Source organism: Gemmatimonas sp. (assembly GCF_044345575.1).
GTDB lineage: Bacteria > Gemmatimonadota > Gemmatimonadetes > Gemmatimonadales > Gemmatimonadaceae > Gemmatimonas.
The window spans coordinates 1-11,516 of sequence record NZ_JBIJAW010000083.1; the positions used below are offsets into that span (position 1 = coordinate 1).

Below are 11,516 nucleotides of genomic sequence, written 5' to 3' on the forward strand. Positions count from 1 at the left end.
TGCTCGAAGTATGGCGCGCGCCGGCCGTGAACAGCACGTCGCCGATGGTCCATGAATCACGCGCAAAGACTTCGGTGATGCGCTCTCGCGCGCTATCGCCGTCTACCTTGGTGGGTGCCACGAGCGTGCGGCGCGAATGCTGAACCCCCACATCGATCGCATGCCGCCCGGCCACCTTCGTGTACGCAATCAAATAGCGTCCCTGTCGTTCCTGCTGCTCGACCGAGTCCGCCGAGCCACGAATGGGGAGCAGGCCACGCGATTGCCGGTACTGATAACTGAAGCGCTGTTGAAACGTGCGCACGCGCAAGCGACCGCCGATCGCCGGCCCCTGCGCCTCCGCGAAGCCCTGCCCGCCGCGGTTGTCGATGAATCCGTTGAAGTTCGCGTCGAGCGGAAACCGCTGCCGCTCCTGCGAGCCCTGGACGTCGAGTCGTGCCGTCCACTCACGGCCGAGCGCCATGCGCACATCGCCGCGCAGATCGAAGATGCGGTTGAACGTCGAACCGGCGGCATTGTATCCGGTAAGACGATCGGTCTGCCGCCAGCCACCGTTGAGGCGATACCCCACGCGTCCGGTGGTATTGCTCACCCCTACCGACGATTCCTGTCGCCCCAACTCGCCATGCCGCCCCACGCCATCGACGGTCAGCGTCTTCGTGGGCGCGGCCTGCACGATGTTGATCACACCGCCCAGCGCATCGCTGCCGAACTCCACGCTACTCGGCCCCTTCGTCACTTCGATGCGTTCCGTGGCGATCGTGCTCAAGCGGCCGATGTCCCGACTCTCGACAAGCGACCCCGCCACCGGCTCACCATCCACCAGGACCAGCACACGCGAGTCGTCGAAGCCACGAATGGAAATGCTCGTCTTGCTCGGCGGCGCCGGCAGCTCCTGCATGCCCGGCAACTGCCGTAGCAATTGATTCGCCGACACGGCCGCCGTGGCATCGATCTCCTTGCGATCCACGACGGTCACACTGCGCGGTGATTCGTTGGCGCGAATGACTCGCTGCCCCATCGTCGTGGTATACACCGGCAACACTGTGGCGAGCGGCTCGAGCACCACACGCCAGGCACTTTTCGATGCATCGCCATCGACCGCAAGTCGGCGCTCACGATAGCCGAGCACGCGGATCAATACGGAATCTCCGGTGCGCGCGCCGATCGTGAATCGCCCGTCGGCATCGCTGCGCACTCGCTCCCCACTCGACAGCTGGCGGACTTCCGCCGACGCCACCGGCGCGCCATCAGCCCGTGAGACAACCTGCCCGCTGATCGGGGCGCGTTGCGCTACGCCGACTGCCGGCATGACGAAGGTCATGCCGGCAGTGAGTGCGAATACGTTGAGATGGCGCGCGCGCAGTCGCATCAACGGATGCGAGCGTACCGCACGGTGGGATAGCCGGCAACTCCCGTGTTGCTGTAGTAGTCGATGAGCTGGAACTTCCAGACCCTCGTGCCAACCTTCGCGAAGTAGGTGTTGAAGGCGGCGTGCAGACGCTGCTGACCAGTGAGGTCGTAGCGGAACGGCGCCCTCGTATCGAGGATGGAATTGGGAATGGGCCCAAGCAGCTGCGAGAGGAACGGCGCGTACTGCGGGGCATCGTTCGCGGCGGTCACCGCGGCGAACGTGGGCGATGCGCTACCGGGATTGGTCGCCACGTTGCACGCGGTATTCACCGTGATCGCAAGCTGGGTGGGATCGGGGTTGAACTGCATGTCCCAGTTGCAGCCGTTCGGCGTGACCACTGAATTGGTGGCGAAGCTGATGGCCCGCGTGACTCCGCCCGGGGCCACCGCCAGTCGCTGCACGGCACCGAGAGAATTGCCGGTCTGCAGTCTCGATTCGAACACGACCGAGTCCGTTGCACGCGCGCGGTTGAATCCGATCACGGCATTGCGGAACACCGCGAACTGCCCATTGGCGAGACGCACCTTCCAGAACTGCGCGGCGTTCGCGACGGGCACACCGCCGAGGACAATATGCGCCTGCGGATTCGCGGCCAGCCGGTCGGTGGTGAAGAGGCTGTCCGCCGGTACCTGCGCATCACGCAACGCGTCGAACGCCGCCAGCGTATTGGCCCGCGTGAAGGCCAGCACCTCGGCGGCCGCCGCGTTCTGATTGTTGGCCAGGGTGAATCCCATGACCGTTTTCGAGGCGCCGTTGGCTGGGGAGGCGAGCCGTACTTCGTAACGCCGCAACGCCAGATCCCAATCCGCCGAGCGCGCGACCAACCCACCGGTGGTGAAGCTGAAATACACGAGCGTGTCGTTGCTGCTCGCGTTGAGCGGCTGCGAGGTCACCACCTCGTTGAGGGCCGGCTCGCGGTTCAGCGTCCCGGGACCGGTCGGGTCACTCTCGCCCTCGCAGGCGGAAAGGAGGGCGGCACCAGCGAGAACGACGGCGAGGAAATGGGCCCGCGAGCGCGACGTGCGAAAGACGCCGGCCGTGGCCGGACGAGTCTGGAAAGTGGTCGGGTATGGCATAACCGATGCTACCTACCCCGGGAGCGGGGTTGCATTCGTATTTACCGCAGTCCCACTACGGGAATTATCCCACCCTGCCGGCGCGGAACGGCGCCCCCCTATCTTGGGCGCATGTCCAGCACGCCTCCCTCCCGACCGGTCGTGGTCATCACCGGAGCCTCGAGCGGTATCGGTGCAGCCCTCGCCACCCGCCTCGCCCACACGCATCACCTGGTGCTCGTCGCCCGTCGCGCCGAGGCGCTACGGGCCCTCGCCGGGCAGTTGGGTAGCCCCGACATCGTGACCATGGCGGCCGATGTGACTGTGCGGAGTGAGGTGGAAGACGTGGTGGAGACCACGCTCTCCCGGTTCAGCCGTCTCGATATCTGGGTGAACAACGTGGGACGCGGCATCACCCGCGCCCCGTCTCAGCTCACCGACGCTGACATCGATGACATGATGCAGGTGAACGTGAAGAGCGCCTTGTATGGTATGCAGGCCGTGCTCCCGCACTTTCGCCTCGTGGGCCGCGGCCATGTGATCAATGTGTCGTCCATGCTGGGACGCGTCCCCATGGCCACCTTCCGCTCGGCCTACAGCGCCTCGAAGCACTTTCTCAACGCGCTCACCGCGAACATGCGCGCCGAGGTGCAGGAGACGCACCCCGACATCCAGTTCTCGCTCGTGAGCCCCGGCGTGGTGCGCACCGAATTCGGTCGCAACGCGCTCCACGGGGGCCCGGACTCACATACGCTCCCCAATTCGCAGAGTGCGGAGGAGGTGGCGGAGGTCATCGCGCAGGTGATCGCCGATCGGCGGGCAGACGTGTACACGCGCAGCGGAATGGCGGAGATGGCGGTGGGGTATCTCCGGGAGTTGGGGCGGGATCCGTAACGGCGGGAGCTAGCGCCACGGAAGCTGGTGGAACGGAAGCTCGTGGCACGGAAGCTACAAAAACGGGAACTGCCCGGCCGTGGCAGCTCCCGTTTTTGCATGTCCCGTTGGAGCAGCTTCCGTCTTGCCAGCTTCCGTCTTACCAGCTTCCGCCGTTCCGGCGTACTACGGAATCGACTGCCCCCGCACGGCCGCATGCGCTTCCGGCTTGAGCCGCGCAGCAGCGAGCGCCTTTACCGGACGGTCCTGGCTCTCAAGCGGGGGCCCGAGGGTGGGCTCGCACACGCCTTCGGCGGTCTCGCGGATGAGCTGGTCCACAACGGCACGCAGGTCGCCCGTACGGGCGTAGGTCGCCAGCTGGCGCTGCGCGCTCGATCCTTCCTCCATGATCCGGAAGGCGTACTCGACTTCCTTGCGGGTGCCGAGTTCGTCGAGCACGTCGTCGAGGAACCACTCAATCAGCTCGCGGATGAGCACCGGCGCCGCCAGCTGCTCCTTTTTGCCGAAGTCAATGAGTTTCCCCCCGAGGCCGTAGCGCACGGCGCGCCACTTGTTCTCCTCGATGAGATCGGCGGCATACACCCGGAACGTCATGTTGTCCCGGCGGAGCTTCCACATCTTCGCCACCACGGCCTGCAGCATGGCCGCGATACACACCGCCTCGTCGACCCGCGTGTTCACATCGCACACGCGGAATTCAAGCGTGGGATAGACATGATGCGGGCGTACATCCCACCAGATCTTCGAGCCATCGGGGATGGACTTCGTCTTCACGAGCGTATCCACGAGGTCGGCGTAATCGCCCCACCCGTTCAGGATGCGGGGGACACCGGTCCGCGGGAAGTTCTTGAAGATGATGCTTCTATATGAGTGAAGCCCGGTGTTGCGCCCGAACCAGAACGGAGAGGATGTGGAGAGGCACAAAATGTGAGGCAGAATGTACCGGGCCGCATTGAGGCAATCGATGCGGAACTCCGGATCTTCAATGCCCACATGCACATGCGTACCGAAGATGAGCAGGCGGTGCGCGAGATCCTGCAGCTCCGCCTTCACGCCGAGGTATCGCTCCTTCGGCGTCATCTCCATGTTCATCCAGTTGGAGAACGGGTGCGTACCGGCCGAGGCGATGGTGAGCCCGTGCTCACCGGCGGCCTTGATCACGAGCCCCCGCAGCTTCACCAGCTCCGTTCGCAGCTCGGCGATGGACGCGCACGGCTTGGTGCCGATCTCCACCTGACACTGGTGCAGCTCCGCCTTCACATCGGCTTCGGTGGCGAAGGCGCTCGTGACCAGGGCGTCGAACCCAGGGGAGAGGTCACGCGTCACCGGATCGATGATCTGGTACTCTTCCTCGATACCAACCGTGAGGGTCGGTCCCTTCATTACGTCCCCCTGCGCCCGTTCGGGCGCAGATCAAGCGGTGGCTGTCGCGGCCTGGGCAGTGGACCAGCGAATCGCGGCGTCAATGAAGGCGCCGAACAGGTGGCTCGTGTACGGGTCGGTCATTTCGAACACTTCGGGGTGCCACTGAACGCCGACGCAGAATCCTTCCTGGGTGGTCTCGATCGCCTCGATGAGTCCATCGTCGGCCGTGGCCGATGCCTGGAGGTTGGCGCCCATGGTCTTGATGCCCTGGTGATGCATGCTGTTCACCGGGCACCGTGTGCATTCGAGAATTTGTGATAGATGCGTGCCGGGGACGACATTCACCTCGTGCGCGATATGGTCGCGCTCGAAGCCCGCCGTGGGGAAATAGTCGTGCTTGTGGAACGCAGGATTTTGTGAGGCGAGGTCCTGCCACATGGTCCCGCCCTGGGACACGTTGATGATCTGCAGGCCGCGGCAGAGCCCTAGCACCGGCTTGCCATCGGCGATCGCCCAGCGCACCAATTGCAACTCCACGATGTCGCGCGCCGGATCGAGATTCCCACACTCCGGGCGTACCGATTCGCCGTATTCGCCGGGGTTGATGTCCACCCCGCCCGGGATGAGTAACCCGTCGAGCCGTTCATAGATGGCGCGCAGCGTCGCCATATCCTGATCGAAGAGCGGGATCATCCAGGGGACGGCCCCAGCTTCGGTGGCCGCGTGGAAGTACCGCTGATTCATCACCCACGAACTCGGCAGCGCCGGCGGAATGCCGTCGATCGAGTGCAGCGTCTGGGTGGTGAGCCCGATCGTGGGGCGGTACGTCAACGAACCGGTGGACATCAGCGGGCCTCGACGAGAAAGGTGGGGACGTTCGAACCTCCCCCCGCGGTGACGTTGAGGAGCGGATCCGTGGCAATGCGGGTCAGGCAGCCGTTCATGACCGCGCCGTTCGCAAGGAACGGCGCCGTATCCAGCATCCGATCCCCGATATGCAACGCCCCGTCCACGAGGGCCGGCCACGGTTCACTGGGGATCTCCACCCGCTCCTGCACGATATATGGCTCTCCAAGGGCTGTCTGAATGGCGGCCTGCCAGGTGGCGTCGTCCACCGTCCAGCCCAATACGATGCCCTTGCCGCCGTATTCGTCGTTGGGCTTGAGCACCATCGTCTCCCGCCGCTCGGCGATAAAGGGGAGGAGGTCGACGGTACGATCGACACCGGCACTGTCGCGATAGTGCGTGTGTCGCGCTTCCACCACACGGGTCCACGGGACGTGGGTCTGCACGGCCCGATTCTCTTCGGCAGAGAAGAGGTCGGCCTGGCGCTCATCACTTAAGACAGCAAGTGAAGCCTTCTTATGCAAAAGCTTGCAGCGTAATGGGTTCACCATACACACCGCATGATCTCTCACGGCGTGAAACACGGCGTTCTCGACGCCGAGCCGGGTGACGAGCTCATCGATGAGGACGCGCTTGTAGATGAACGTGACCGGCCGGCCGCCTACGGTCAGCCGACCGTTTTCGTACACCGCATCACGCGGATCGCCGATGAACACGGGGATGCCCCGAGCCTGGAATTCGCGCTCGAAGAGCACGAACTCGCTGTAGGTGGGCACCTCCTTCCAGTCCAAAATGCACACCTGCGGTGCCTCGCGGGTCCCGCGCCAGGCCTGCCAGGCCTGCAGGAGGGCATCGACCACACCGGCCGCAGCAGGGATGGGGAGCACCACATGATCCCGGGTAAAGGCCTGCATGCCGGGGAGCGCCAGGAACGCCCGTGACAGCGCGTCGTTGTAGGCGGCGCCGGCCGGGGTTTCCGCGTTGTACTCGGTGAACTTGAGCCCCTGCTCTCCCGCCCCCGGGACATAGAAGGCGTCGAGTCGGGAGGTGGGACTACTCACCGGGAAGCCCGGATCGGCGTGGATGAGCTGCTCTTCCCAGCTGGTCAGCCCGAACCGCGCCCGCAGCGCGGCGTCGGCCATGGCCGCCTGCCGTACCTTCTCAAACGCCGACCCCACCAGAGCGCAGGCTCGACCGATAAGCCGGTACTCGGCCAACGACAGGAACCGCGGCCGAAGGACGCCGCACAGCGGTCGCTCGCCGAATAACAGGCCTTGGTCACGAAGCTGCTGTGTCAACACAGCAGCCGAATCGGCCGCGAACGTGCCCTCCGCGAGCGTGTCATGGTACCGCGCGACAGCGTGTGTGGACATCGCTACTTCGTGATACCAGGTGTGATGATCGTTTGTCCGAGACCGGCCGGCGGGGCGGAAATCACCGGCCCTGCACCGGCGCCTACGGCCGGGACGCTCCGCGGCGCCGTCGCCAGCTTGATTGCCAGATCGGCCATGTGCTCCACGACCCAATCGAAGTAGCTGGGAGTCAGGGAGTTGATGTCCATGTCGGGCGCCGGGTTCATGAAGTCAATGGCATAGGGGATGCCATCCTTCACCGCGAACTCGACGGTGTTCATGTCGTAGCCCAGGGCTCGGCAAAGGGTGAGCGCATCGCGGATGCAGCGGTCCTCGAGGTCTTTCCCGAGGTACCCCGGGTCAGGGATGTAGCGGCGCTGTCCCGGATCGTACGGCATGGGGAGCACTTCTTCGCGGCCGAGGACCATGCAGCGCACGTAGGCGTCCCACTTGATGAACTCCTGCACGACCATGGTGAGGAGCCCGCTGCTGTTGTAGTGATGGAGCAGCTCCTCCATGGTCTGACAGACGTACACATCTCGCCAGCCCCCGCCGTGCGCGTCCTTGAGCACGCACGGAAAGCCGATGTACTCCGCCACCCCTTTCCAGTCGAGCGGATAGGCGAGGTTCCGCAGCGATTCGCTGTGGGAAATCCCCGGGATGTAGTCCTTATTGGGCAGGACCATCGTCTTGGGGTGCGCCACGCCATTCTGAATGGCCAGTGTGGCGTCATAGAACTTGTCGTCGGCCGCCCACATGAACGGGTTGTTGACGACGGTGACGCCCATCCGCGTCGCATGCTTGAGGAAGGTGCGGTAGAACCCCACCTCGTGGCTGATACGGTCAATGATGAGGGAATAGGGCACGGTCTGCCCCATCCGGGTGGCGTCGAGTTTGATGTAGTCGGCGGTCACACCGCTCTGGCGGCGATTGACGGCGTCGAGAAAGGCGGGGGGGAATGACCATTCCCGCCCCACCAGCAATCCAATACGGGGTTCGATAGACACGCTCGCTCCGGGAGACCTGCGGGTGAATATCGCCACTATGCGGACCAGACGGCGACGGCGCCAGCCGCGTGTTCCTGAAAATCACTTGAGCGCCTCGGCTGTGACGAATACGGACGCCAGAGTATTCCCGCCGGTCCGGACGCGTAGCCTCATTTCAGCCTACGCCACTGGAGGCGCTATGGTCCGCCTTGACAAGTGTTGGCAAACAAGAAAAGAGCATTTTTGTGAGCAACGAGCATGTGGACAAACATCCCCCAGCCAATGCAAAACACTGCGTTATCACGAAGCCGCTTTTCCACATCCGCCTGGGGCGTACGTGATGCCGCGGGTGCGACTTAGCTGGTTCTCCACATCCTTTCCCACATATATCGACAATACTGTCAACAACTTAGCTCACAACCCGTGTATTGCGTGAGCGCGTGGATCGTCATAACATCCCCGCCCATCGATGACGCAGCGCTACCGCGAAAATCGATGATCACGTTCCTGCCCTCTCACGGAATAGAGCTATGCACGTCGTCGCCATTGACGCGCCAATCGGTCCGATGGAGCTCGCGCCCATCACATGTCTGCCAATCCACACAGAACTGGCAGCCGATCGTATCAGTGCGTTCTGGACGGATGACGACCGCTACGTCGTGCGATCGGAGGGCGCTCAGGGCGTCTCCTGGTATCGCATCGACACCGAATCGGGGGCGGACATGGACGCGGACATCACCGCGTCCCTCGAGGCCAAGCGCGCCATCGGCGCCCTGCTGGCCGACATCATCCCTCTGGGTGGGGGGCGCGTGGCATTTCCGGTGGGGAGCACCGGCCGTCGCGTCTATCGGGTCTGGCGTGCCACCGTGGGTGGCGCGGGACGGACTAGAATCCTGGGAGTTCGAGCTGCGCGGTCACGCCGCCTGCCAGCGTAACGCCGGCAGCCTGTAACCACGCCAGCAGCATGTCCTGCCCATGATCGCCCGCCATCGCCGACCGGGCTGCACTGAGGTGCAGCTTGAATTCAGCACTCACATCGGGGAGCGTCCGTCTGAGCACCGCCACCGTCAGCAGTTCGGTGGCATCGGCCAGATGGCGGATGGCGAACTCCGTCATCCGCGCGCGCAGCGCCGCCGCATTGGCGACCGGACCATCGCCCGGGAGCTCGTGGTCGGCCCGGCGTTCCCGGAAGGCCGCGAGCCGGGTGCGCGTGGCACTCAGCATGGGCAGTTCGTCGGCGGCGTGCTCGGGGAGTACCGCGACCGGGGCGCCCATGAGGCCAAGCCATGCCATCCACAGGGTGCCGCGGGCGTACGGTTCCCACGGTTCCTGGTCCAGCCGGAGGGCGGCCCGCTTTACCGTATCAGCGATGTGGGCGCGGGCTTCCCACCAGCGCTCGTACGCGTCGGTCTGGCGCGACACGAGCGCGAGGGCGCCCAGCTTGAGTGCCCACTTGATGGCGGATTCCCCGTCATCGATCGGGGGACGCAGCGCCGCCGAACAGCGGAACGCGCGGGCAGCGCCGAGGGCCAGAACAGCCTGGGCCAGATCGCGCGCCGCGCTGGGCGTGGGCTGGAGGGCGGCATCGAGCTGGCTGAGCGCCGCCAATTCATAGGCGGTGCCCAGCAGGGCGAGTCCGTCGGCGATCGGCTCGCCGAGCCCATCGCCTGGCCGGAGTGCCGCCGCGTCGGCGCGCTCGAGGAGGAGCGCGCGGCGTTCCGAGGGAATAGCGGCGACAGCCCAGTGGTCGTCGAGCGTCGTCCGGGCCAATTCGGCCAAGGCGCGCGCGGCGAGGTCACGATCTGTAGCCGGGGTGAGGACGGGCATCCAGCCTCCGAAAGGGGAGAGCTCGAACGGGGTCCTACGGGAAAGCGATCACGAGAACGATCAGGCCCGCCCTCACGACCGTAAGCTCGATCGGGCGTCCTGCAAAGCCACGCCACCAGCAACAGCCACCAGCAACAACGGAAAACGAGCAGCACCAGCAGCTTGCGGCCTGTCCGCACGCTGTGCATCGCCATCACTGTCGCATTTATGTAACAAATGGACGTCTGTCAAGGGGACTGTCGCGATTCTGTCCGCTTCTGCCCCTTCAGACGCCGCCTTCCGAGGAAAGTCGCGTGGGATTTGAGTCATCGCAGGTGGCACGCCGTCGCTTGGCCGCACTGGCCGCCACGAACGGGCGCATTCAGGAGGCGCTCGCGCCGTCGCAGTTTCCGGGTCTGAGCGCCGGCGCCAAGGGGGCTTCCCTCGGGCACCGTGCCGATCGGCCCGAAGCCTCAGGCTCGGCCGCCTCGAGTGCGGCGCTGGTGCAGCATCTCGACCTGCTCGCGCACGAGATCATGAATACGCCGGGTGCTGGCGGAGCGCTCATCGCGGCCTACGCCGCGCAGGCGCGCGCCCTGAGCATGGTGGTGGAGGCGGCCAGGCGGGCGGGCGCGGGACCGCTGCCGGCAAGCGTGCTGGCGGCGGCGCAGGAAGCGCTGGCGGCGCCCTCACCCTTCCCCCGGCCGATGGCGGGTTGACCGCTCAGTCCGGAGTTCTGAGACCCCAGCCGGAGAATCGAGAGGCTGAGGCGGAGAGGTGAGCCCGGATAGAAGTGAGAGGTCCGCGGTCTAGAAGCGAGAAGCGAGGGCGTTGCCCACTGACTTCTCACCTCGAGACCGCGGACCTCTCGCTTCTATCCGGGCTCACTTCTTTTTCTCGCGCCTCGACTCTCAGGCTGGAGTCTCAGAACGCCGATCGCCGATTTCAGGGCCCCTTCACATCGATCTTCTTCTCGGCCTTCGGGTCCTCCAGCGTCTCCAGCACCTGACGCCACGAGAACTTGCTCCCCTTCCCCAGCACGAAGTAATCCATCCACGCCATCTCGGACATGCTCTTCACGAGCCGGTTGCGGGCGTCGGGGATGCCGTGCGAGAAGCCGGGATACATGAACAGCTCCGTGGGCACGCCCACGCGCTTGAGGCCCATGTGCAGCTCCACGCTCTGCGGGCTGGGCACGCGCGGGTCGCCCTCCACCACGTGAATCATCGTGGGCGTCTTGGCGTTGCGAATGAACTGGATGGGTGACTGGCGCCAGTAGGCGTCGAAGTCGTCGTACGGAAGCTTGTCGCCGAGGTAGTGCTGGCGGTTCCGCTGCACGTCGGACTGGGCGTACATCGAAATCCAGTTGCTCGTCCCGGCGCCGCTCGAGATGCCCTTGAAGCGATTGGTGTGCGTGAGGATCCAGTTGCTCCAGTGTCCGCCCGCGCTCCAGCCGAGCACGCCCATCTTGGTGCTGTCCACCAGCCCGGTGCCGATGAGATGATCGACGCCGGTCATGATGTCCTGATAGCCGGGGTCGAAATAGTTGCCCACGATGCCGTTCTTGTGGGCCTCACCGTAGTTGGTGCTGCCGCGGTAGTTGGGCATGAGCACCGCCCACCCCTGCCCCGCGTACACCTGCGCGCCGTAGCCGCCGTTGAAGCTGAGCTGGTCGGCCGCGGCCGGGCCGCCGTGAATGGCCACCAGCAGCGGGTACTTCTTGCCGGGCTCGTACCCCACCGGCTTGATGAGCACGCCACCCACAGGCTTGCCGTCCTTGCTGGTCCACGTGACTTCG

At 65.0% G+C, this 11,516-nt stretch carries 11 protein-coding genes; 3 read left to right on the forward strand and 8 right to left on the reverse strand.

The window, feature by feature from the left end; all coding sequences use genetic code 11:
• On the reverse strand, window positions 1–1,372 hold a 1,372-nt coding region (locus ACIQ6O_RS07095; protein WP_396207077.1), incomplete at its 3' end, for a TonB-dependent receptor plug domain-containing protein.
• A complete protein-coding gene (locus ACIQ6O_RS07100) occupies window positions 1,372–2,490 on the reverse strand; it encodes an HmuY family protein (protein WP_396207078.1) in 1,119 nt (372 codons plus the stop codon). The genes ACIQ6O_RS07095 and ACIQ6O_RS07100, both read right to left, overlap by 1 nt.
• A 111-nt stretch (window positions 2,491–2,601) precedes the next feature.
• Here ACIQ6O_RS07100 and ACIQ6O_RS07105 point away from each other — a divergent pair, with 111 nt between their 5' ends.
• Entirely contained in the window at window positions 2,602–3,363 is a 762-nt protein-coding gene (locus tag ACIQ6O_RS07105; protein ID WP_396207079.1) for an SDR family oxidoreductase, read from the forward strand.
• A 165-nt stretch (window positions 3,364–3,528) separates the two neighbouring features.
• Here ACIQ6O_RS07105 and ACIQ6O_RS07110 read toward each other — a convergent pair whose 3' ends face one another.
• Genes ACIQ6O_RS07110 through ACIQ6O_RS07125 form a run of 4 tightly spaced genes read right to left on the reverse strand, consistent with a single transcriptional unit; the run spans window position 3,529 to window position 7,933 of the window.
• Window positions 3,529–4,746, reverse strand: coding sequence for a carboxylate-amine ligase (locus ACIQ6O_RS07110; RefSeq protein ID WP_396207080.1), 1,218 nt, complete (start codon window positions 4,744–4,746; stop codon window positions 3,529–3,531).
• Between the two features lie 30 nt (window positions 4,747–4,776).
• Window positions 4,777–5,574 (reverse strand): gamma-glutamyl-gamma-aminobutyrate hydrolase family protein, encoded by a 798-nt coding sequence (locus ACIQ6O_RS07115; RefSeq protein ID WP_396207081.1) that lies wholly within the window; start codon window positions 5,572–5,574, stop codon window positions 4,777–4,779.
• Window positions 5,574–6,947: a hypothetical protein gene (locus tag ACIQ6O_RS07120; protein ID WP_396207082.1), complete on the reverse strand. Its 1,374-nt coding sequence runs from the start codon at window positions 6,945–6,947 to the stop codon at window positions 5,574–5,576. The genes ACIQ6O_RS07115 and ACIQ6O_RS07120 overlap by 1 nt, the downstream gene beginning before the upstream one ends.
• Before the next feature lie 2 nt (window positions 6,948–6,949).
• Window positions 6,950–7,933 (reverse strand): RimK family alpha-L-glutamate ligase, encoded by a 984-nt coding sequence (locus ACIQ6O_RS07125; protein ID WP_396207083.1) that lies wholly within the window; start codon window positions 7,931–7,933, stop codon window positions 6,950–6,952.
• Between the two features lie 509 nt (window positions 7,934–8,442).
• Here ACIQ6O_RS07125 and ACIQ6O_RS07130 point away from each other — a divergent pair.
• Complete coding sequence (locus tag ACIQ6O_RS07130) at window positions 8,443–8,847, forward strand: hypothetical protein (RefSeq protein WP_396207084.1); 405 nt, start codon at window positions 8,443–8,445, stop codon at window positions 8,845–8,847.
• On the opposite strand, the gene ACIQ6O_RS07135 is transcribed toward ACIQ6O_RS07130, so the two are convergent.
• Window positions 8,798–9,739 (reverse strand): hypothetical protein, encoded by a 942-nt coding sequence (locus tag ACIQ6O_RS07135; RefSeq protein WP_396207085.1) that lies wholly within the window; start codon window positions 9,737–9,739, stop codon window positions 8,798–8,800. The genes ACIQ6O_RS07130 and ACIQ6O_RS07135 overlap by 50 nt on opposite strands.
• Window positions 9,740–10,053: 314 nt before the next feature.
• On the opposite strand from ACIQ6O_RS07135, the gene ACIQ6O_RS07140 reads away from it, so the two are divergent.
• On the forward strand, window positions 10,054–10,437 hold the full coding sequence (locus ACIQ6O_RS07140) for a hypothetical protein (protein ID WP_396207086.1): 384 nt from the start codon (window positions 10,054–10,056) through the stop codon (window positions 10,435–10,437).
• A 226-nt stretch (window positions 10,438–10,663) separates the two neighbouring features.
• Here the strand turns inward: ACIQ6O_RS07140 and ACIQ6O_RS07145 are convergent.
• The coding region (locus tag ACIQ6O_RS07145) for an alpha/beta hydrolase family protein (RefSeq protein ID WP_396207087.1) at window positions 10,664–11,516 on the reverse strand (853 nt) is incomplete at its 5' end.

What these genes read in the sequence shown, in the direction of transcription:
- ACIQ6O_RS07110 (WP_396207080.1), bottom strand. Translation starts at nt 4,746, where the DNA reads ATGAAGGGACCGACCCTCACGGTTGGTATCGAGGAAGAGTACCAGATC.
- ACIQ6O_RS07130 (WP_396207084.1), top strand. Translation starts at nt 8,443, where the DNA reads ATGCACGTCGTCGCCATTGACGCGCCAATCGGTCCGATGGAGCTCGCG.
- ACIQ6O_RS07120 (WP_396207082.1), bottom strand. Translation starts at nt 6,947, where the DNA reads ATGTCCACACACGCTGTCGCGCGGTACCATGACACGCTCGCGGAGGGC.
- ACIQ6O_RS07115 (WP_396207081.1), bottom strand. Translation starts at nt 5,574, where the DNA reads ATGTCCACCGGTTCGTTGACGTACCGCCCCACGATCGGGCTCACCACC.
- ACIQ6O_RS07100 (WP_396207078.1), bottom strand. Translation starts at nt 2,490, where the DNA reads ATGCCATACCCGACCACTTTCCAGACTCGTCCGGCCACGGCCGGCGTC.
- ACIQ6O_RS07105 (WP_396207079.1), top strand. Translation starts at nt 2,602, where the DNA reads ATGTCCAGCACGCCTCCCTCCCGACCGGTCGTGGTCATCACCGGAGCC.
- ACIQ6O_RS07135 (WP_396207085.1), bottom strand. Translation starts at nt 9,739, where the DNA reads ATGCCCGTCCTCACCCCGGCTACAGATCGTGACCTCGCCGCGCGCGCC.